We start from the raw sequence: 22,669 nt of genomic DNA on the forward strand, positions 1-22,669 counted from the left end.
CCGACCAGTACCCGATCTAGCCTGACCTGTCATTCGAACCGAAGCAATCGCGTAAATTCATATTGGACATGTGCTACACAATGACATTGTTATAAAACTTTATGCATGCATGGGCCGCCAGACAGCAAGAGTACCTGCGCCGGCCAGGGCGCTCCGGGTGGCCGTTTTATCGCGCCGTCCGTATGCAAGGAGCCTTGTGAAGCAAGGAGCGCTGTCAATATTCGCGCAAGCTAGTGCGCCAGAGCTATCGCCACCGTCTTTGGAGGGGCGTCCCTTTGCCCGGCTGCCGTGATCCGATATTCGGGCGTCGTTGACACTTGCCAGCACGCGGCGCACTCTGAGTCAGTGCCACTCCTGGAAAGATGTCACCGCTTGTCACCCAAAAAGGGCTTACCCCGCCGTATGGTCAGTTTCTTGTCAGATCGGATTGTACAGATGCTGCTATTTTGCAACTTATCAAAAAATGTCGCGCTGCCGCCAGACTTGATGCCGCAGCTCTGTCAGCGATCGTGCCTAATGTTGCACGCGTTGTAAGTTTCTTCCTGTTAAGACATGGAGTGCGATTGAAGCGGTATTGCAAGAGGTCTGCGCGCCTCATGCCGTGCCGACGGTGTGGCCGACATCCTCATTGCCTGCTGGATTTGAAGCCTGCATTGGCGATATCGATCCATCAGAATCAGCAGCACGGCGATCTTCGATCTGTAGATCCATTCCCTGGCGCTATCATGATATTCCGACAGCCCCTTGTTGGGAGCGTCTGAGTGCTGCGTGCCGAACCGTGACGTCCGCCTCCTACGTCGTCTGTCAGGAAAAGCCCTGCAGTCCGCAGGTCTCCTCCATTGCTTCCGTGAGTTGTGAGGCTTGTTACAACTTCTCTCCAGCCTGTATCGCAATCAGGATGCCGTTCCCGTTTGCCTATGACATGCAAGCAACAGATTGGGATTGACGCCGTGTGGACGGACAACGGCGAAGCCGTTATTAGCGCCCGAAGCTTCCTGCACGACTGCCATTCTCGTGAATCGGGCGCCGACGCCGGCGCCCTCTGTCGGTCACAACTCCAACGATTTCCACATTTTGCCCAGGCCTGAACACATTCTCAAACACGTTTTTACCTGAGAGGCATCTGGTGTCCGTGTAATGAAGCGCTCGCGCACAAAATTCAGGAGGGGACCAAACCACTGACGAAGAAGGCTCGAATCGCAGAGATTTTTTTGACACCGCGCTGGAATCCAGGCTTCGTTGTTACCCAGATCAGCACCCGTAAATGTTCATGGTAGGCGTGGTTGACTGTTTGCACTCCATACATTCGCAGTTAGTGCATAACCCAGGCGAGGCAGGATCCGGATATAGCAGGTCGACGGGTCAATATGCTCAAGTGCGCGGCGTAACTCGAGCACGACCTGCGCGACATCGGCCGACGCTGACCAGGTGCCCTCGGACAGGGCAGGTGCAGAAGAGAGAAGTTCATTCTGCGGAAGTATCACCCAGGAAGATCTGACGAGGCGATACAGTACCTGGGCCTGGACGGGACTCAGGTCACGGTGGCGCTTGACCGCTGTGCTTGTATGCAACAGGCGCAGACGCGCAGCGTCGAAGACTACATGCGTACCAAGCCGGAAACTTTGAAGAATGTCGCAGCAGGTTTCATTGTTCATCAGCGGTCCTATTGAAAGGCGTTGTTATTAAACCTTGAATTTTTAATCATGCTGAAGGCTGACGAGATGCCCCTGCGCCCGCGAGCCATGAACGCGCAACGGCTTTTTGATATCTCGCCGTTTGACTGTGCGTGAACTTTTCAGGAACTCTCGCAGCCGGTGTCCCTTGACTTCTGTATGTGTCCATGCCGGCACTGGCAGCAGTGCAGGCAACGACCTTGAGCGCTATCGCTTCATGACCGCGAGATAAGGAAACAGGCGCGCAGCAGAATATCCGCCTGGTTCTACGCAGACCTTGGCAACGTGGGCCGCCGACCGAATGTCAAACGCGGCAAGAGAATATATCTGATCGCCATCTCCTGTTTTCCTTTGTTTTGATAGGTACGGCAGGCAGTCTGGAAGCGGGCTTGTTCTTATGGATTCGCTGTACCCAAACGGCAGGGCCAAAAGTATGCCACTAACGCCGTCCAATGTCTCGACGCCGCCATTATTTTCCCGGCGTCGGAAGTGTCGGAAAGTTTCGCAGGCTAGCCCGAACATACCGTTCGACATGGCATCAGGGCGCTGCAACTCCTTCTACAACAGGTTGTCCGTAACTCTCCGCAATTCCGCATACATCCGGCAACTGCAAAGGATGCGTTATGGGCTCCTCAAATCAGGTTCTGCTACGCTGCATGGCCGTTGCGATAAGGACATAGCCGAGACGCGGAATCACCCGGATATGGGCACAGGCCGGATCGATTTGCCAAAGTGCTCTGTTCAGCGCGTGCACTGTACGGGTGTTATTGAGTTGGGTAGCAGCACTGACGGCTGAACGGTCCAGACAGTTGTAACGCACGATGATAAACGGCGATCTGGCGAGACAAAAGAGTAGACCAGCCTGCTCCGTTGATAACGACTGCCGTGGACAATGGCCGCGCAGATCAGAGAGTTCCCTGGTGTCGGCGTTAAAGAGGATGCGACCTCCGATTTCGAACACCGGCCGCAATCCATTGAAGGAAGGTTGCTGACTCATGATCGTTCAAAAAGATATTGGTATGCCGATGCCTAAGCATATCCTGGCCCTGATCAGATGAAATTTATGTGATTAGTTGTGAGGCCGTTCCCGGTCATGGACTTGACACGTCGCATACCTCTGCCGATCGACAACCGGGGCGTCCGATTGCCTGCGAATGACTGCGCAGCCTCGCGGGTGAGCCTGCCTGCTGCGAGGAATTCAGCAAGAGCCTTCATAATTCACATCGAAAGCGACTTTAGACTGGCCATGCTTTATCTATCTTTTTTCGGGTCGTCGTCCACATCGATTGCATGGTTTTCAAATCATTAGAAAAAACTTCAATCTGACATTGAACTGTCTGGACGGATCTGAAAATAGGGTTTGATCATAGTGGACAGTTGCCTTGAGCCGGTCTCGTCATGCCCTCATCGTCATTTGATGGAAAGGCATGGATCGGGCGGGCAGGTCGTTCCTGAGCCAGTTAGGTCGGTCCCAGTCGATTGGAGACGTTGTCACGCAGTGTTGAAGACAGCGCGTGACGGCCTCGTCGGGTAAGAGGATAAGTATCCATTCTCACGGTGGCGGTGCTGGACGCTGCGCGCGATCTTCGCCTTGAGATCGAATAGCAAAGGGTAGCCAGGGGCAGCAATGGCGGAGATGACAATAGACATGCAGGCAGCTTGTTACCGAGTTGGGAAATATGTTGGCCCGATCTGATGAACCCGGCGTTGGGTGGCTCGTGCGGGAGCACCGGCAGCGGAAGGGGGAGGCCCCCAGTTGACTGCAAGAATATGGAGACAGCTTGGGTCGGGAGCCTGGCGGAGGTCCTGACGTTTACTCCTGGCCTGCCTGTCAGGACGGTCCAAGGCAGGTGCATGTACACCGGGCGTTTGGCTTCGCTGGCAAATTCGGCGCATTGTGTCCGAAAGGGCGCGAGGTGCGTGTCCGGATGGGGCATGGCGACGGGTGCTGCATAAATGCTCGCGCGATCGCTGCCTGTTCGCTCGCGCGCCATAACTATTTCACTATTCGGCCGCAGGGCTTGCCATGTAAGGGGGAGTTGACCGCGCCGTTGGCGAGCGGTTCATGCTACGGCGGGGAACTCTGCGGGCAGCGGTTGTCGCGCAGGCACGTCGAGCGCAGCTGGATACGCGAGACGCGGCCCAGAACCCGTTCCGTTGCGACATACAAATCTTCAGGGGGATTGCGAGTGCGGTTGTTGATCGACCTGACTGTGCCGTCGATGGGAGCGGCCCCGGAACCTGGAGGGAGGCGGGGCCGCCAGTGCGCCCTGCAACAGGCACTGTCAGCAAGCTTGCCGACAAAATTATTATGCCCTCAGAAGAGCGCGTGCCAGGCCCGGGTCACAACATTTCATAAGCAGGAATGGCGGGTATGCGGTTGAGCTCAGTTACTGCTTACAAGGTGCCGCCTGCAGCACCGCGCAGCATAGGCACAGACAAATCAGTGGACTGTCCGCAGCGATGTTAGCCAGGCCAGCCCGTGGCCGGTGCGCTCCGTCTACTGTTCTGCATCCATGGCGTCCAATGCCCTCGTTACGTCGAGAGCGAAATCTTCCATCACGCTGAACCATTGGGGCGTGTTGGGTGCGCAATCGCGCGGCAGCAGTTTCCCTTGCGCCCTGCGAATGGCGCTGACCGCCAGGCTGATTGCGCGGGCAGGAAGAATGGGGCCATGCGGACCCTCAATGTGGTCGATTCCAGTGTTCATGAAGCGAGTATGGATCCACTTCCCGCCCGATTATTTTTATCTCATAACAAATAACGAATAAAAATCATTGCAAAGATTGTCTTCAGAGGTTGAGGGCGGGATGCTTCGAGCGGTACCGCGTCTGTCCGAGATGTTCGTTGTCACTGCGGATGTCTGGTAGCCATGTCGAGCATCTTCCAGATGCGCTACACGCCTCGCGTTCAGGAGCGAGCGCATCGAATCAAAGGCTTACCTCAAAATCCGGCTGCGTGCATAAACGTTCGTCATCCGCAAGCGTGAGCATCTGGAATCTGCGGTGCGATTTCCCTGTCGCACGATGCTCCGTCTCGGGCCTTGATGCACGACACGGCCGGGAAAATATCCTTGATGGGATAACTTCCGATATGGTCAGGACGGGAAATATGAAACGATGGCGCGCTCGGCATGGTTCGCATTGCGCGGGGTGATGCGGATGTCAGTGAGGTCAAGCTTTTAATATGTATTCAAATTCTCATGAAGTAGTCATTGTCGGTGGTGGCATCTCCGGCCTTTATTGTGCCTGGCGACTGGCAGAGCTAGGCCGTCGCGTTTTATTGCTGGAGGCGTCGCTTGACCGTTGGGGCGGACGCATTGAAACCGAAGAGATGGACGGTTTTGTTGCCGAGTACGGGCCCATGCGCTTCGAGCCGACGCTACAACCGCGGTTCGCCGCTCTTTGCAACGAACTGGACATTGAACTGATTGACTTCAGTGGCCCCGAGGCAGAGGAGGTGGACGCGCCCAGTTATGATCTTCCTCCGGAAGAAAACGGACTTGATTCCCTGCAGTTGCTCAGGCGCGGCATCATGCTTCTTATGGCTCGCGAGCCGGATGATCAGGCATGGATCGACGGCCTCGGGGAAGACGACTACCGGCGAATCCGCCGGTTTGCACAATTTCGCGGAAAGCCGCTGTGGGAAATGGGCTTCTGGAATGCGCTATCGTCCGAGGGCATCCTGAGCCATCTGGCGCTGACGAAGCTTCGCGATACGGGCACTTTCTATCACATGATTCCAGAGAATCTGAATGCCGCGGAATGGATCATCTGGTGGCTGCGCGCGCTGAAGACAGTGGGGCAGCGGCTGGCAACCATCGGAGGCGGATCCGCGAAGCTGACAGAAAGTCTGTTGTCGCGCCTTCGAAAGCATCCGAACGTTACGCTCGCTGGCGGCCATACGCTATGCGCTTTCCGTCCCCTGTCGTTCGGAGACGACCGGCTTGAACTCGACGTTGAAACGCGGGGTAGCAGGTTCACGGTGCAGGCTGACCGGCTCGTTCTCGCGCTGCCGCGACTTCCTTTGCTAGGCCTTCATCGGAGTCTCCCGAAGCCCGTTGCATCGCACCTCGACTCGGTAAACGGCTTTCCCATGCTGAAAGTGTTTTTCGTAACGGATTCGCCGTGGTGGGATTATGACCAGCGCCCCCAGCAGTATGCGTGTTGCCTTCCGACACGTGAAATCCATTATTTCCGGCGGCCTGAAGCCGCGGACATGGACGGACATGGGATGGTCTTGCTCTACATGGATCGTCCTGCAACGGAATTCTGGAAACACTATCTGGCACGGCCTGACCATCACGACAGGGCGGAAATTGATGACAATCCGGACATCGTCGATGCATTTGCATTATTCGTTGCTCGAGACATCAAGCGTCTGACTGAGTCAGGCAAGGCTTCATTGCGCCTGACGGCGCGCTCCCGGGAAATCTTTCACGAGAGGAGCGTGAGCGAAGTGCGCGCACTCATCCGCAAGTCAATCGTCACTTATGGTATCCGTGACTGGGCGCGAGCACCTTACGGCGCCGCCAATCATGGTTGGCAGCCGGGGGTGAGATCATGGAAAGTCATGGAAATGTTCCGCGGGTTCGACTTTGGAAGCGGCGCCAGAAACATTCATATTGTCGGGGAAGCCTACTCGGACTATCAGGGCTTCATCGAAGGGGCGCTCAATTCCGCGGAACTCGCGCTTGAAATCGTGCGTCTGGAGCCGGATGTCGCCAGCAAGACAGCGACGATCGATAGCGACGCCGGGGGTACAGTTTGAGGCGACACTCCCGTTCCTGATTCGAGCTGCGTCCGTCACATCGGTGCCTGCAATGGCATATCCTATCCGGGGTGACAAGCGGATAGAAGTGTGGTGGACGGCCGTTGCATCCTTCCGGGGAACGACGCCGGCGTTTCGCGAGGTGGTCGCGCGAAACCGGGCAGCGGGTTGAGTGGGCCGCCTGGGGCGCACGAGGGTTAAAACGCAGACACAAATGCCGGCAACGGGACTGCGAAGTGACGCAAAGAGCGCCGTGCGTGCGCACCTGGTGGCGTTCAAGCAAATGTCGCCCTGGCGGTTCTCGAGTGGGAACCCGTGCCGGCGAACTACCGGTAGGCGTGCCGATGCTGGATGCCGGGTTCAGTCAGCTCACGCTGAACTTGCCGCAGTTTGTGCAGCCTTTTGCCAAATTGACAGGAGCGACACCCGCCTCGCGCCTTTCCATGCAATCTGCCCGTTGAAGACAGGATTCACGGCAGACGCTGTCAACGCTCTTTCGATCCGCAGTTCGCTGGAGCGTCATCGGATTACTGGCGCGGCGCCACTTCCGTGTGGCAGCCTGTGCGTTGACGAACAAGCCGGCGCACACGGTCTGGGCGCTGGTCACCCGAAATACTGTCTCTCATGGACAAAGGTGGCTGGAATAACTGCCTGGTCTCCTGATCCCGCTTGCTGTATCACCGGATTACCTGATTGGTTTTTCGACCGCCGATAATCGATAAAGCGAACGGCGCACGGCCTGACGGAAAACCCGAGAACGGAAATGGGTATGAAGCCGACGGAGGTTCAGGACCGCAAGGCGCGATTCTCATCGAGGCGCGGGCGCTGACCTGCAACGACGCCGGATGGGTCATGCAAGCTGGTCACGCGGTCGAAGATAAAGGGTGTCAAAGCAGCGGTGCCGATCCGTTTCCGCTTGCAGTGGAACGGAATGCTGGTTCCATTGCAGCGTCGGGAGAGGGCTGCGGACTAGCCGCCGTCGCGAGCGCGCGATGAAGCGCATGGGTGTGGCGGTGTTGTAATGCAAGCCGGGTAGAAGACGACACAACGCGCAGCACAAGGTCTGGTCGTATCTGCTGCGTGCCTTGACGATCGACTGCGTCAATCAGGTGTTCGCGCCCGGCACGATCTACGTTCCGACGGCGCGCGGCTTCGTATGTCTTGCGGCAACGGTTGAATTAGCCGGCCGCAAGATTCTCGTGCATCGCGCGGCGATTTCGCTGGACGCCGTCGATATCGTCGAGCGCTGAACGAAGCGCTTGCCCGGTATGGGCGTCCCGACATCGTGATTAATGGTCAGCGAGTGACAGTCGCGTCAATCACGCGTAAAGACTGACCAGGTGAGCGTAATACGCCATAGCCTCTTCGCTGGATGAGGCCTGGTAAATAACATCACCATCGTATTTGATCAGGTTGCCTTCGCGCGCCAGTCCGGTAAAGCAATGCTCGCGTGGCCTCTGGCGCAATTCCGCGCTCGGCGGCAGCTGGTTGTCGGCCATCACCGGACTCCGTCCGGGAAGCGCGATCGCCGTGTCCTTCTGCGTGAATAAGGTCGTCGTGCTGCAAACCAGATCGCAATGCACATGATAGAGAAGTCCCAGGTTTGCAGGCCTGACAGAAGGCTGTCCATTCTTGTTTCCTCCGAATCGCGCAGGCATCTACAAGCCCGCATCCACAGATCCGCCAGACTGTCGGTGTGGCCTTCCTTGTTTTGGGAGGTGTAGAACCGGGTCGGCGTTCAGGCTTATTCTGCTTTCGATCGGGACCTGGGAGTATTAACACGCATGAAGAAGCATTCCGCTGAGGAAACCGAAGGGAAAAGCGCAGATGAACATTCTTTGGTCAGCTCGCGAACGACGCAACCGTGATGCCAACACACGAATGGCCTCCACGGTAACGCCAGCGCAGTCGCCGCAGGTTCCAGCACGATTACTCAGGGCAGTCATGTCGAGGCGGAGCGGTTCCTGTGGATCTGCGAGTACAGATCCTGCGTGCCAGAAGCTGCAGCTACGTTGACCCGATACCGCTCCGCATCTAGCACGGCAAGTAGCGTACTGGATTATTTTCTATTATTTGTTGTGATATTGCGATGGGCTTCGTTTCCGCAGACCGGTCTGGTCGCGTCTGTTTGATCCGGCTCATTCAGAACGGCGTCAGCAACAAGTGACGGAACTCACGAACTTTTACCGGCCTTCACCTTTGTATTGCGGCATATTTTCAACCGCACTCATAAATTAGGTTTCCTTATTTTCACCAGTTTATTTCACGCAGAGCGGTACATGGACAACATTCCTTCTGGTTTTTCATGTCGATCACGAAGCGGATGGGAAAAACGCCTTTTCCTCGTATGTAGTACATGTACTATTTTCCCGTCCGGCTTGCTGTTGATTTGAAAGGCTAAGTGTCTAACTCTCTTGCGGCCGGGCTATCTCGGCTTTCTGACTGGCGGGGCAAATGCAGACATGTCCGCGAAAGCCGTGTTGCGTTTAATCCTGTTCATCGTGCAACACTCTCTATTCATTGACGTAAAAGCAGGGTAGTATCGGCAGCACTGTATGACAGCCGTTTATCCCCGTCATACAGAAGGCTTGTGACGGATGATCTCTGTACAAAAGCCGTATCACCCAGGCAAAACTTTCACCCCTTACCAAGGAGATGAGAATGCTGCATTACACCTCTGCACAACAATCTGCGCTGCGTCCCTTGTCTTCATTCGCGACACCATTTCGGAAGTAACGTTCCGAATCCCTTTCGGCTCCGGTGAGCCGGCCAGCATTCCTTGAGATTTATCCCGGACCATGCACGGAAGCCTTTTCCTGCATATGTACTTCCGGGGCCTGACTGCGTCTGCCTGGTTTGTCTGGCGACGTGATTTCTCAATCTGACTGAGGTCTGAAGTATGTTGAAAAAAGGCGCGTCAAAGTCGAAGCATTTTGCAGGACTCTTAGGACTGCTATGTGTGTGTATTGGAATGACAGGCTGCGGTGGTTCGCTATCTGATCCGCCATCGACCGGATCATCATCGAGTGCGGCGCAGCCCTCATCGCTCTCGGCGAGCAAGGATATGGCTTCGTTTTCCCTGAATGGCGTGGCAGGGGTTATTGTCGGTAATACGATTTCCGTTACCCTGCCATATGGATCGTCGCTGACCAGCCTGGTGGCGACCTTCGCGACGACTGGGCGTGAGGTTTCGGTTGGGCAGACCACCCAGGTGAGCGGAGTTACCACAAATGACTTCAGCCACCCAATCACATACACTGTCACCGCCCCGGATGGATCAAAGGCAAACTACATCGTGAGCGTGTCGGTGGCAGGCGCGAGCGCCAAATCGATAACATCATTCTCGCTCAACGGTGTGGCGGGGGTAATTTCAGGTCAGACTATTTCTGTGACCCTGCCTTCTGGCTCCCTACTCACGGGTCTTCGCCCCGTCTTTACTGATAGCGGTGTCACGGTGGCAGTAAACGGCACACCCCAGGTCAGCGGAGTAACGACGCAGGACTTCACAGGTCCGCTGCAATATGTGGTGAGCGCGGCAGATGGAACCTCAGTTACCTACACAGTTACAGTCAGTGCCGCATCCACGTCAGCAAAGGCATTGACAGGCTTTTCACTAAACGGTGTCGCCGGCGTTATCAATGGACAGAATATCGCGGTAACATTGCCCGCAGGTACTGATCTCACCAGTCTGTTGCCCGTTTTTTCGACCACGGGCGTAAAGGTGAGCGTCGCTGGGGTGACGCAGGGAAACGGCGTGGCCGCGCAGGATTTCAGCGGCCCGGTGAACTATGTCGTGACAGCGGCCGACGGTTCAACTTCCACCTACACTGTTACCGCCGCAGTGGCACCGGCCAATGCGAAGGCTATCACCTCTTTCTCGCTTGACGGCATCGCGGGAGTCATCAGCGGTCAGAATATCTCGGTGACGGTGCCGTTCGGCACTCTATTGACAGACCTGCAGCCTACCTTTACGACTACGGCGGCAAGCGTCAGCCTCGGCGGTGCCAATCTTGTGAGTGGCGCTTCAGCAGCGGATTTCAGTAATCCGCAGACGCTTGTAGTCACCGCCGCAGATGGTTCATCAACGACGTATTCGCTGAGTGTGAACATCGCTGCGGGCAACGCAAAGGCGATTACCGCGTTCTCTATCAATGGGGTACCGGGGCTTATTAACGGCCAGGATATCTCGATTACCTTGCCCTTTGGCACTGCATTGAACAACCTTCAGCCGCTATTTACGACGACGGGCCAGAGCGTTGCTGTCGGTAGCAGGCTGCAGGTTAGCGGTTCGTCGCTGCTCGATTTTGGTGCTCCGCTCGACTATGTGGTCACTGCCGCCGACGGGTCGACCGCAATCTATCACGTCACCGTTTCAGTTGCGCCCAGCACAGCCAAATCCATCACGGCATTCTCGCTGGATGGCGTCCCGGGGCAGATTAACGGGCAGAGCATCACTGTCACGCTGCCACCGGGCTCGCTTCTGACGGCTCAGCAGGCAAAATTTACGACGACCGGCGGGGCCGTCACTGTGAACGGTGTAACACAGGTGAGTGGCGCATCCGTGCTGGATTTTTCGCATCCAGAGACCTTCGTTGTCACGGCCGCTGATGGCTCGACGGCTGACTACAATGTGAACGTCGTGCTCGGCACGGGCCTGAAGGGTCTCTGACATACAGGTCATCTGCATCCCGCCCCGACAGTGAATGTTGGGGCGCGCACGCCGGTTCTATCACGTCGGTACAACGTCCGGGTGTCTCCTCTCGCCTTATCTGGTCGACAGCGCGCGAACAGGCTGCTGTGATCGACAGACCTTGCGCGCTCCGGCCAGTAAATATATTGCTGGTCGCAGTTCGCTACGGCCACGTAAGCACTGTGGCGCCGTGCTTCGTACGGCGTCGACGCCGCATCGGACCGGTTCATTACCTTGCTGCGTCAGCTATGCGCCGCGGCTTGAAGAAACGGTACATACCTGCCATCCGGCTTGCTCCGGCCAGGCAGAGAAAATTTCCTTCTTAAGTCAGGTCCCGTCAAGCCAATGTGTTGCGGTGGCGGTGCCCGTGGCAATATCGGCAATTGGTTGCCACTCATACCCGCATTGCTACGTTCTGCTTGATAGCATCTGTTGCAAACTGTCTGTTCTACGGCCAGCGACTTGCATGTTGTACCGCATCCCGCCGCACGACTTTTGCAGTCAGCGGCAGCGCCTGTCGCCCGCAGAAGTCCTGTAGAAGGTACATGAGATTTTCCCGCGATTCAGCTTGCGGCAGACCGGATGATCGGCCCTTCCTGAGAAAGCATGAAGTTTGTACCAGTGAATGCAGTGCATGGTCTGAACAAGATCAAACCTGGATAAGCGGTAATGCGGGCGATCGACAACGCGTGCGTTGCCGCATCACCAGGCCGGCACAATGCCTGAGCAACTGCTCCGGACAGACAGCCGTGACGGCAGTGTGGCAACAGCTACATGATTTTCGTCAACGCAAATATTCGGTTTGCGTCGGAAGTCCGTCCCAAACGCAGCTTTAGAGCTTCTGTGGTCAGTTCAATTTTTTGGGGGGCGGCCGCCAGGCGTCTTAAGGCTCGTCACGCACGCGACGACCCGTCAAACCAGGGGCGATACGCTGGTTCGCGGTGAGGAGGGTACGCGGATTGTGTCCTGCCATCTTTGTAATTCTGCAAAACGGATCCCGATCTGCCAGACGCGACGCGCCCTGTCGGCGCGTCGACAGCGGCTGCAAGTGCCCGCGTCACGATCAGGAAGGCAGGCGTTTCGGTATTTGCGTTGATGTCGAAGTAACGCAGGAGGCAGGAGAGAAGTTGCCGGGCTGGCGGTTTCCGCCCGAAATCGCCGTTGCGCTTCAATATCACGGAGGCATACCGCTGCATATGTCAGCGCCCGGCTTCATTCAGGATGTGGACCATGGATAGACGGCAATTGCTGGCTCCACAATGATTCAGGTAGCGGCACGCATGTCGTCAGGCACGCAATAATGGCCGTCCTGCCTTAATCGATTGACAGTTGCGCGCCGGGCTCTCCGCTGCGCCCGGCGCCCTGGTATGGATAAGAGGGATGCTGCAAGGAGCGATCGCCGGATTAAATGCGCCTTCTGGTTGCAATATCCGGCGACGCAACTGCAACGGTGCCGTACATATTGACTCTGCTGCGAGGCCAACCGGTCTCCGATCGAGGCGCAACAAACGTCCCGGGTGCACGAAAATAATAAATGATCACAAAATATAATTTATCCGGTGGCTTCACGGTTTTCCGTTCGCGAAGTCAACATCGGGTTTGTTGTTAATCTCTATATTTCGAAAAATAAATTAATGGCAACCAGGTGGTCGCTTGTCAATTGATGATTTATCATTATCTATAACTACCATAAGTCTGAGGGATTGATTTCCTGTTGGCTGGTTGTCAACCATTCCTGCAGTGCTCAAGGATCTGGCAATTGATTCTGCGGTGGGAAGGGACAGGAAATGCAAGAAAAACAATGCGTCGGCGCGATCGCCAGATCGTGACTTCGACTCGACCGACGGGAACGTGTCATCACTGGTCGGGTGACATCTTCTTGCGACGTATGACATGTGAGTGAGCGTCTAATATCTTCTGAGGATTGAAGCAAAGGGTGTGCATGTCTGGAAGCGGTTCCCTGGCCACCGGGATGTCTGCATTTACCTCGAATCCAATCTGAACAGAATCCATTAGGCGTCCGACATTTTTTCGTGAAGGTTGCTCCGCATTTCGGCGTAACGGTTACCAAATTTATCCGGTTGTGAGCAATGGGCGCGATAGATCAAAACAACGGGGACATGCGGATGAGAAAGATAGCGTGCGAACACTGTGGCCATGCGCTTACCCGGGCAGCCGTGTACTGTTTTAATTGCTATTCGGTCAATGCGTTGTTGTTGCGACGGCATGGCCGCCCCTTTTTCTGGGTTTTTCCGGTGACGGTAATGATGGTGGTATTTGCCCTGACAACCGCGCTGCGCTTGCCACATTTCACCTTGCACAATCTGGCCTGTCTGTTCAGACCTTCCTTGTCTACACGCTATCCGCCGGCGAGAACATCTGACCTGCGTAGTCACAGACGGCGCCAGTGGCAAATCCGTATTGAACATTTGTGATACGGCTGATGATTTTCAATCCGGTCTGGCGATGTCTAACGCCGGAAACACGGCAGAGCAATGCGATGAAGCGGACGATGAAGCTGATTACGAACGTCATGGGAAGAATGTCCATGTCGATTGCCATAATGACTATGTGTGGAGCGCTGATCGCGTCTGTCATGGTTGGCTTGTGCGCGTGGGTGCTCTACCAGAGCAGGCAGGATGCGCAGGATCATGCTCGCGACGCTCTGCGTAATCTTGCGCTGATTGCCGAGCGGGACATTGAGAGGAATTTTGAGCTATACGACCTTTCCTTGCAGGCAGTTGTGGATGGCATGCGTGACAGGGAGGTCATGACGCTGGCGCCCCGCCTGCGCAGGGAAGTGTTATTCGATCGGGCCGCCAGTGCACGGGACCTGGGCGCTTTCCTCGTGCTTGATGCGAAAGGCGATATCGTGCTCGATTCAGCGAGCGACACGCCGCGCCATGGGAATTTTGCGGACAGGCGGTACTTCACCATCCAGCGGGATAATCCGGGGCAGGGGCTTTACGTGAGCGAACCTTATAGCTCCAGGCTTCGCAGGAATACGACATGTATTGCATTGAGCCGGCGTATCTCAGGGCCTGACGGATCGTTTGCTGGAGTGGTGGTGCTGCCGGTGAATCTTGAGTACTTCCATCGTCTTTTTGCAGGACTTGAACCGGGGCTCCACGGCTCCCTGTCCCTGATCAGCCGGGACGGCGTCATGCTCATGCGTCAGCCGTACGACCCCAGGATACCTGGTCGCAGCATTCGCGAAGCCAGCACATTTCATCGCTTCATGGCTGCATCGGAGGGTAGCTTCACTGATACGGCATCCATCGACGGTGTCAGCCGACTTTACTGGTTTCGCGATTTCCCGCACCTTCCGCTCATCATCATGGCCGCTGCTGCCAATGAGGATATTCTGGCTGCCTGGTCGCATCGTGCCGTGACGATTGGCTCGCTCGTGACTCTCCTTGCAATAGCATTTGTTGGTCTGTCCACGCTTCTGGGCGTCCAGCTTCGTCGACGTGTTCACGCGGAAGCCGAGTTGCGACAGATTGCAATGACGGATGTGCTCACGGGTTTGCTTAACCGCCGTCGGCTCGGAGAACTGCTCGACCAGGAGTGGCGACGAGCCAAGCGTACAGGCAGCATGCTCTCTCTGCTGTTCGTCGATGTCGACCGGTTCAAGGCCTATAACGATCTTTACGGCCATCCCGCTGGAGATGCGGTGCTTGTCGATGTTGCGAAGAGTATTGTTTCCTGTATCAGGCGACCGGGCGACACCGCCGCCCGTTACGGGGGGGAAGAGTTCGTCGTGATCCTGCCCGACACCGAGGCGGCCGGTGCAATAGCCATCGCCGAGAGAATCCGTCTGACCATCCATGCGCACAATATTGAGCACGCAGGAAGCGAGTACGGCTGTGTAACGGCGAGCATCGGCGCGGTTACCTGGAACCCCTGCATGAATGGAGAATTGAACGCGGCGATGAAGGCTGCCGATGAAGCGATGTACGACGCCAAGGCAACCGGCCGCAACCGCGTGGCGCCGTTCAAGCCTGCCCCTGCTAACTGTCAGCATCCAGCATGACGCTACAGCGGACGTCGACACACATCCAGCGCAGTAAATCCAGCAGGCCATCATTCTTCAGGGCGGAAGAGCCCCCGGCAGCTGCGTCCCTGTGGAAACTTTTCTGCACCATATTTCTTCTGTCAGCGCTTTCATGGGGCGGGCTTGCGCTGATCGCCCAGCTTGAGCATCGGTATGTGGTTGAAGAGGCGCGCCTGTCGCGTCGTGCATTCTCGGATCTCACGACACTTGCCTGGATGATACCCGGACCCGTAGGCTGCAATGTCGCGATTCAGGTGGGTTACGTCATCGGGGGGCGGGCCGGCGCCTGGGTAGCTGGTTTCGCGAGCGTGCTGCCATTCATGCTCCTGATGCCAATGCTTGGCGCCTTTTACCGGGCGCCCTTTGTACAGGCGGCAAGCTCGGCCAGCATGCTCGATCATCTTCGTGTAGTTCTCGCGGCGCTGATTGCTGTGACCTGGTACCGGCAGGCACAGACGGTTGTGTGGGGAAGGCTTGAACTCGTCGCAGCCTTTGCCTGCTGTGCGGTCCTCGCGGTGGCACAGGGTGCATTAGCGTACGTGCTCGTACTCGGAGGCGGTTTTCTAGCGGGTTGGTGCACGGCAGAAACCCGTCCTGGCCGTCTGCAGCTACAGTGGACAACTTGGGATCGCCTGCTGCTTTCGCTCCTCGCCGCGCTTGTGGTGCTGTTTTGCATGCCTGTTCCTGCGTCGTGGCAGGCAAGGCTGCTCTGGATCCGGCTTGGCGGTGCCGGTCTTGTCCTGTTTGGAGGTGGCTTCACTGCTTTGCCGATACTTAAGACACTGTTCGTGACGCCCGTGACCGGGATCTCCGAAAGTGACTTCACATTGGCATTTGCGCTTTCACCGGCCAGCCCCGGGCCGCTGCTGAATGTCGTGCCATTCCTGGGATATCTGATTCATCGCTGGCCCGGCGCCATCGTCGCCACTTTCGCATTGTTCGCGCCGTCCGGATGTCTTGTGATTCTCGCACGGCGCCACCTGCAGACGCTCGAGGCCGATCCGCGTTTCGAACGGGGAATGCGCGTGCTGCGCTCAGTGGCGAGCACATTCCTCGCCGTTGCAGCTGTAAAGATTTTTTGCCACGTTCCTCACCACCCGGTTTTTGCCGTTACGGCAATTTTTTCCGCAGTCTGTCTGGGCCGGCGTCTTATGCCAGCTTACGTTGTCTATGCGATCGTCGCGATTGCCTGTATCTGCGCTTCGGCGCTAACGCATGGTGCGCCGCTGTGAGTTTGCCCGACGGCGGGCAGAGAGACCGGCATCAGGGAGGCAGTCAGGCGTAAAAGCGGAATGTTGCAAAAATCGAATAGCAGCCTTGAACCGGTCGGTGGCACGCTACGCAGACGAAGAGATCGACGTCACACAGAAGGCCTGACTGAACGGTGACAACGCATCTTCTGCCCCGGCCCGGTGCCCAGGCCGCGCAACGACGCAGTGCGTTCTGTCGTCGTGCGGATCAGCTTAAGTGAATATTAAGCTCCGGAGCAAGGTTGTACTGCAGGCGCCCCGTCCCGGGATCTGCTGATCGTCGTGCTATGAAGCTGTTCGCTAAGGTTTCAGATGTCCGGGTACGGCAAACGCTTCGCCCCCGATCACAATATCGAGGACATTTCTGATGAGTGATATCGGACTGTCGTTCCGGAAAAAACCCGCGGCGCCTGCGCGCAACGCCGCTTGTGGCACGGTCAGGCTGTCACTGCCCGAAGTGATCACAAATGAAACATAAGGAAAGCGGATGCACAGATCATCGAGACTCAGGCAGCCGTGCCCGGATACAAGATCCCAGTCACAGATGACGATTGCGTCCCTTGAGCCGAGGGGCAACAGCGCCTCAATCAGTTGAGCACCCGTTTGCAGTGTGTGGGTGGCGGGTCGCTGACCTGGAGTGAGATCGTGGGTAGTCAGCGTCATGTCGAGGGCGGGATCTGCTTTTTCCCGCACAAAATAGATAGCGTCCATCGACTTCTCCTCAAATACATATCTGTAATCCTGGCATGCAATCGCGCTCCTGCATGCGCGACAGCGCACGATTCAGGCCATCATCACCTCATGTCCGGTAAAACCCTGTATGCCTTTCTCCGGGCAGACCAGTGACCCAGTGCGCGGTGAACCCCGGCGAAGCGTTGCCTGAGTCAACCGCAAGCGCCGTGCTCCGTCGGTCGGACATGGGGCGCGTTTGTAACGGCGCCGCCGTTATCGGCTACCGCGGCCTGTTGCGCTGTCGCTTGGTAGAATCGATACACTGCAATGAAGAAGCGACCTGGTCTTAAGCGACGTTTATCGAGTAAAAGTGATATCCAGGCATCAGATGTTGCACAGGCAGAGCAGAATCGGCTTGCCATCACCTGTTGGGCTGTCCCGAGCGCATGCGTTGAACTTTGTGGGGAGGCGGGAGATGCAGCCGTTCCGGCTCCTCGCGTCCCCGTCAAGCTTTTACTGTAGTGCTCGAAGCCTGCCTGCGAACGGGATGACGTCTGTACGGCGACTGACGCGAGCCAGTCATTTTTAAGCGCGTTCTCGTCGACGGGGAACCGATTGACAGGCCAATATGCGAGAGCTAATCGTGACGTTACGCCGCGGCAGATGTCTGATAGCTTGTAAGGGGCGAAACTGGGGAAGATCAGAACAGCTGATCTGCAAGCGTTTGCAGACGCAACGCGCGGATCTGTCTGGCGTGGTGGCAAAAGACAAGAAAGCATCGGATGACGCAACACCCGATGCTTTAATCGCAGTTATTTGCGAGGCCAAAACCATGCTCGGGGAAGCAGGTTAAAAGAAGGTTACCAGACGCGCAGTGCTCGACTGTGAGCATTTGTGATCAACTGCCGGTTCCCAGGCACGCGCAAACCGATGCCCAACTGGCCGGGCTGCTGGCGCTGGATCTGGTCGTGCGCCAGACCGGGCTGACCTGACGCGCCGCTCGAGTACTAACATCAGCGTCTGATCGACACCCCTGTGACGCAATCTCGGATGGGTTGACGTACGAATGTGCAGTTTCCTGCTGCTTCACCTTTGCGGCCTATGGGCCGGTCTATCTATAGCGGGCGTCAAGCGTTTCCGGCATCAATAGCCGCGAGATCGGGAACATGGATGTATCGTGCGCTCCTGTTCATCCTGTTTCGAGGTGCACTATGACCCGTTTGCTGACAGGCACGCAACGCGCAGCTTGACACGCCCTTCGTCCACGAGCTCCCATCGGGATGGCTGCTTCATCACGTAATGCAGCGGTTTGCCGGAGCGAGCCACTCGTTGCGAGCTGCACTCGGGAAGTACCCGCGAGGGCGGCAATGCTGCCAGCAGCCGTCTCAGTGTTGTTGACCCGTTCCGCTTGTGCCTGATGGCCATAGTATCGTGGGCCATGACCGTCCAGCATCAGGCGGATACCTGTCTGCCTAGAAGCTGATGGTCGCCGTGATCGTGTCAGAGTAGGTGCCGGGGGCGGGCGTTGTCTGGGGTGGCACCACGCCGTAGACATTTATGATCTGTTGATACCCTGTACCCACGCCTGACGCTGCTGTTGTTGACGCCGTACCATCACCCCATGCGACAGTGTGTGATGCGTCGCTATACAACTGATAGTTTACTGTGCCACCACCGCCTGAACGTTGCATTGTCCGCCCACCTACGCTGCCACTGGACCCGCCGTTCAGGGCAATTCGCCAGGCGTCGCCGCTAGTGCACTGCGCCGTAATCGATCCGTTTGCATTCAGCGAGGTACCGAGTGCTCCGACAGAGGTAAAACTGATATTGGTCGCATTGATATAACAATCGTTGATTACTGTCGCGCTGGCGGTAAAAGGAAAAGTGCCGGCGCTACCGGTAATGGACGAGCACGGCGGGGCTGCAAACTGGTAGAAAGCGTAGTTGACGGAGGTCGTGTTGCCGCCGAACGTTTGCGCATAGACCGTGCTCGAGTTGCCCACCGTTGGTATGGTCGGCTGGTTACTCGCAAGCTGTCCATAGACGGTAACGGTCTGCGTCAGGTGCGTGCCGCCTGCTGGCCTGGCGAGAGTGAGCGATATGGGTGGCGTTCCATAATAAACTGAACCCCACGCAACCGAATGCGCGGCGTCCTGGTACAGGTCATACTGCATGGCGGCTGACCCATTTACGAGAAAGCGGGGGCTGGTGCCCCCGATGTTCAGGCAGACCTTCACGTATGAATCAGTTGCAGTAGCAGGCCATGTGCAGGTGACGTTCACGGTCCCGGTGGCGGTTACCGCCGTGCGAGCGATAGGACTGACAGAGCCAAAACTGACTGGCGATGCGCTCGCTGAGCAAGTCTGCGCGTTAACCTCACAGGGCAGCGCCAGCAAAGTTACGAGCAGCAGCTGTAATGCGAATTTCAGAATCACCGGACTCCTCCCTGAGCACTGCCGCAAGGCAGGGGGCCGATCGTCGGCAAGGAGGCGTCGACGGGATGCCGATAGTCAAAGACCGCCGTGCAGTTTAGCGAGCCGTTCTGTACTACGAGATGATTCTGGTTCCTCAGCTCTTCGATAAACGTCATGCCATCGTAGCCGACGATCGTGTCTTTTCCGCTTTCCACGTGATGCACGCGCGCGCCTGGCGGCAGCGGCCGCCCGTCAGGCGTTTGCAGAATGACCGAGGCCGCTCTGTAGCGCGCCACCTCAAAATGTGCCAGTACACCGGATTGTGCCTGGGGCACGATCTGCAATGAAGTCAGACCAACACGCGCATCTGCAGGCAGTCCCATGCTGTCAATGCTGATCTGGTTGCTTTCGTATGCATTCAGGTCCGGCACGAGAAGGTGGCCGGAGCGGTCGGTTGTGCCGATCAGTCGATTATCGTGCAGTACCGGGATGCCAGCGAATCCGTCGGTCGACACCATCGCGAAGCCGTCATAGACGTGGCGTGATCCCTGCACGCTGCCATCCATGAGCACGAGCGCCCCACTTGCATCAAGAGAGGCGCTACGGCGTCTGCCGACGTTCTGCGCCGCTGTGGTTATTTCGCCAATGCTGCCCAGATACTCGAGCTGGGCCTGCTGGTAGGGTGCCGTGCCGGTATTGCCCATCTGCACGCCCCAACCCCAGCCGCCGTCGTAGTCCGGCGCGCGAATTACATCGACGTTGTAATCTGGCAGTCCGTCCTGCCGGCCAGCAGTCGTGTTGACCGAGGTATGGTGGTCCATGCCGAAATTGATCGATACAAACGCTCCGCTTGCATTGTGCTGTCCAAAGTCACGATATGTGCTCAGGTTAAGCGACACCGACGTACCGAAATTGAAGGTATAGGAAAGCGAGCCGATTTTCGAGGCAGGGCCCTGCTGGAGCCGGTAACCGATATAGTTCACGGCGAGCGTTTGCTGGCGCCGGAATGGCAGGGCGATGGTAATCTGATCTGTCGCCGCAGCAACGGGTGCGCCGTCCCGTGAGGCAAGATCGCCATAGCTGCCAAAGCTTCGGATCGTTTGCGCATTGATCGAAAAGGCTGGCTCGATCAGCTGATATCCAACGCCCAGCTGGGTGCCAGGCAGATGCCCGGAACTCGCCGAAAGTGAACCGTTCAATACGCCCGACATACCCAAACGTAGCAGTGCACCCGCACCCGCGTTCACAACGCCTGAAGTTGCTTCCGCATGTCCCTCTACAGTCAGACTGTCCGTTAGCCCGCGCCGTAGCGAGCCGCTGAAGGCAGGGCGCGGGTCGTAGTCAAAGGATGCGGATCCGTAATTTCGACGCAGAAATCCGGCTTCGACCGAATAGCTCGACAGCCCGGGTGCGAGTAGCCGGGTATCAACATAGAGTGGCACAGACGTCGTCACCAGACGGCCTAAGGCGTCGTGAGTAACCAGAGACGCTTGCCCGGCCCCCGTTATGCCAGGTACGGTGTTCAGGACAAATGGACCACTGGGCACAGTACCAGTGAACTGGTGCACGTTGTTCACATACAGCTCAACAGCGGAAGGCACAACTGCAGACCCCGTTAGCGCTGGAACGGGGAAGGTTACGAGGTCAGGTCGCAGTGCGAAGTCACTCTTCCACTGGAGGCCGCCCAGACGAATCGCGCGGGTCCACGCAAGCGCTGAGGATATGGTGTCACCGAACTGGATCGTGCTCGGTCCGGCAGGGTTCGAGTGGCCCCAGGAGGTGTCATAGCGCATGTAACGCTGGCCGCGCGCGGAAAGGTAGGCGATACCAGTATTGTTCAATACGCCCGATGGATCGAAGTACCGGGAGTCGTTATAAAGCGCAAATTGTTGTGCACCAGTGGTCTGGGCAAAGGCATCATAATTCAGGACGAATCCACGGGATGCACTGGCGGGCATTGTGGCTTGCAGGGAACGATTGTCGAATGTGTAAGGCTTGCGGACACTATCGGGAATGTCCAGGGTGAGCACCTGTCTGCCTGCGTCGTAGGCATAGTGCAGATCCGGTATCACGTCCAGCGACACTTCCGCAGTATCCGGGATGCCCAGGCGTTGCGTATTAACGCCGATCGAAGCCAGTTCGCGGGCATCAACCCAGAGCCGGCCATCGACGTCGCGAAAGTGCCCAAGCAAGCCTGTAGGCTGGCCGTTCACATTCACTTCAAGAATCAGGTTATGGATTCCATCTGGATCCATGCCGGCCGTTAAAGGCAGGGACTGCGCTCGTGCACCGTAGAACAGCATGATGCCGGCGCTCAGGGTGAGCGCGCGAAACAGCCGCGTTTGCGCACGCCACGCATATATTCCGCCACGAAGATGCCCTGCGGGCAATGTCTCGAAATGCAAACAGCTAACCAGGCGGTCCAACTACCACAACCGTCTCCATGGGAAGCGAATTCACATTTGCCTTGATCCTGACGGAGCCAGTGAGATCTGTGCCGCCCGGAAGCGTAATGGACCACTCGCCTGCGCGACCGGCAAGTGCGTACCCAAGCAGGCCGCGATTCACGTGATGAGGTGTGCCTGCCCGATCGACCACGTCAACCGCTGCAATCTGTGCACGGCGCGTGCCGGTGTTCTGCACGCGCATGGTCCATCCGCTTGAGGTCTTCCATAAATGCCATGTGAGGTCCGGTACGCCCGCGACGCCGGCAGGCTCGACGAACACGGGGACGGAGTAGCGTAGGCGGATTTTCACGCCGCTTGACGAGCCTTCTTCGGGTTGTGGCAGTTCGTCGATCAGCAGACGATAGCTCTGCTCAGTGGACGAGGGCACCGCATTGGCCCGCACGAGTCGCACCAGTTGCTCGCCATGGGGCGCCATCTCAACGAGGGGAGGACTTGCGATCAATTCCTGTGACGGTGCAAGGACATCTTCGCCATTTTCCTGATCCCAGCGAAAGACGCGGACCTGTCCGTACATGGGCTGTTCGTCCGGGTTACGCAAGGTGACGCCGGTCGCTTTCTCGCCTGACTGGAGTTCGACACTCACAGGGGAGATCTGCAAAGAGGCTGGCCATGCCGTCAGGGGAAGCAGGGTGGCCGCGCATAGCGCGGCCACCCTGAGACCATGCCGCGTCCTGTTCA

The 22,669-nt window shown here is 57.1% G+C and carries 14 protein-coding genes; 5 read left to right on the forward strand and 9 right to left on the reverse strand.

Annotation, left to right across the window (positions count from 1 at the left end):
* Positions 1-1,268: 1,268 nt before the first annotated feature.
* The 3 genes from AAGS40_RS29755 to AAGS40_RS29765 form a co-directional block, all read right to left on the reverse strand.
* A complete protein-coding gene (locus AAGS40_RS29755; protein WP_345817799.1) occupies positions 1,269-1,655 on the reverse strand; it encodes a hypothetical protein in 387 nt (128 codons plus the stop codon).
* Between the two features lie 655 nt (positions 1,656-2,310).
* A complete protein-coding gene (locus AAGS40_RS29760) occupies positions 2,311-2,670 on the reverse strand; it encodes a hypothetical protein (RefSeq protein WP_345817800.1) in 360 nt (119 codons plus the stop codon).
* 1,503 nt (positions 2,671-4,173) lie between these two features.
* On the reverse strand, positions 4,174-4,383 hold the full coding sequence (locus AAGS40_RS29765) for a hypothetical protein (protein WP_345817801.1): 210 nt from the start codon (positions 4,381-4,383) through the stop codon (positions 4,174-4,176).
* A gap of 476 nt (positions 4,384-4,859) precedes the next feature.
* Here AAGS40_RS29765 and AAGS40_RS29770 point away from each other — a divergent pair, with 476 nt between their 5' ends.
* Together AAGS40_RS29770 and AAGS40_RS29775 are read left to right on the forward strand one after the other, a co-directional pair.
* Positions 4,860-6,443, forward strand: a complete 1,584-nt coding sequence (locus tag AAGS40_RS29770; RefSeq protein WP_345817802.1) for an FAD-dependent oxidoreductase — start codon at positions 4,860-4,862, stop codon at positions 6,441-6,443.
* Positions 6,444-7,528: 1,085 nt separating this feature from the next.
* Positions 7,529-7,693, forward strand: coding sequence for a hypothetical protein (locus tag AAGS40_RS29775; protein ID WP_345817803.1), 165 nt, complete (start codon positions 7,529-7,531; stop codon positions 7,691-7,693).
* A 69-nt stretch (positions 7,694-7,762) separates the two neighbouring features.
* Here AAGS40_RS29775 and AAGS40_RS29780 read toward each other — a convergent pair whose 3' ends face one another.
* Entirely contained in the window at positions 7,763-7,942 is a 180-nt protein-coding gene (locus tag AAGS40_RS29780) for a hypothetical protein (RefSeq protein ID WP_345817804.1), read from the reverse strand.
* A gap of 1,400 nt (positions 7,943-9,342) precedes the next feature.
* Here AAGS40_RS29780 and AAGS40_RS29785 point away from each other — a divergent pair.
* Positions 9,343-11,112 carry a DUF5018 domain-containing protein gene (locus tag AAGS40_RS29785; RefSeq protein ID WP_345817805.1) on the forward strand — a complete coding sequence of 590 codons (1,770 nt, stop codon included), beginning with the start codon at positions 9,343-9,345 and terminating at the stop codon, positions 11,110-11,112.
* 2,033 nt (positions 11,113-13,145) lie between these two features.
* On the opposite strand, the gene AAGS40_RS29790 is transcribed toward AAGS40_RS29785, so the two are convergent.
* Positions 13,146-13,442 carry a hypothetical protein gene (locus AAGS40_RS29790; protein WP_345817806.1) on the reverse strand — a complete coding sequence of 99 codons (297 nt, stop codon included), beginning with the start codon at positions 13,440-13,442 and terminating at the stop codon, positions 13,146-13,148.
* 224 nt (positions 13,443-13,666) lie between these two features.
* Between AAGS40_RS29790 and AAGS40_RS29795 the strand changes: the two genes are divergently transcribed.
* Positions 13,667-15,166: a diguanylate cyclase gene (locus AAGS40_RS29795; protein WP_345817833.1), complete on the forward strand. Its 1,500-nt coding sequence runs from the start codon at positions 13,667-13,669 to the stop codon at positions 15,164-15,166.
* Positions 15,163-16,419, forward strand: a complete 1,257-nt coding sequence (locus tag AAGS40_RS29800; RefSeq protein WP_345817807.1) for a chromate transporter — start codon at positions 15,163-15,165, stop codon at positions 16,417-16,419. Before AAGS40_RS29795 ends, AAGS40_RS29800 begins: the two co-directional genes overlap by 4 nt.
* A gap of 318 nt (positions 16,420-16,737) precedes the next feature.
* Here the strand turns inward: AAGS40_RS29800 and AAGS40_RS29805 are convergent, their stop codons facing one another.
* The 4 genes from AAGS40_RS29805 to AAGS40_RS29820 all read right to left on the reverse strand — a co-directional run bounded on the left by AAGS40_RS29805 (position 16,738) and on the right by AAGS40_RS29820 (position 22,643).
* Entirely contained in the window at positions 16,738-17,148 is a 411-nt protein-coding gene (locus AAGS40_RS29805; RefSeq protein ID WP_345817808.1) for a hypothetical protein, read from the reverse strand.
* 1,433 nt (positions 17,149-18,581) lie between these two features.
* Positions 18,582-19,538, reverse strand: a complete 957-nt coding sequence (locus AAGS40_RS29810) for a spore coat U domain-containing protein (RefSeq protein ID WP_345817834.1) — start codon at positions 19,536-19,538, stop codon at positions 18,582-18,584.
* Between the two features lie 2 nt (positions 19,539-19,540).
* Positions 19,541-21,949, reverse strand: coding sequence for a fimbria/pilus outer membrane usher protein (locus tag AAGS40_RS29815; protein WP_345817809.1), 2,409 nt, complete (start codon positions 21,947-21,949; stop codon positions 19,541-19,543).
* Positions 21,933-22,643, reverse strand: coding sequence for a molecular chaperone (locus tag AAGS40_RS29820; protein ID WP_345817835.1), 711 nt, complete (start codon positions 22,641-22,643; stop codon positions 21,933-21,935). The genes AAGS40_RS29815 and AAGS40_RS29820 overlap by 17 nt, the downstream gene beginning before the upstream one ends.
* Positions 22,644-22,669: the final 26 nt, after the last annotated feature.

This window comes from Paraburkholderia sp. PREW-6R (genome assembly GCF_039621805.1).
In the GTDB taxonomy this organism is placed as follows: Bacteria; Pseudomonadota; Gammaproteobacteria; order Burkholderiales; family Burkholderiaceae; genus Paraburkholderia.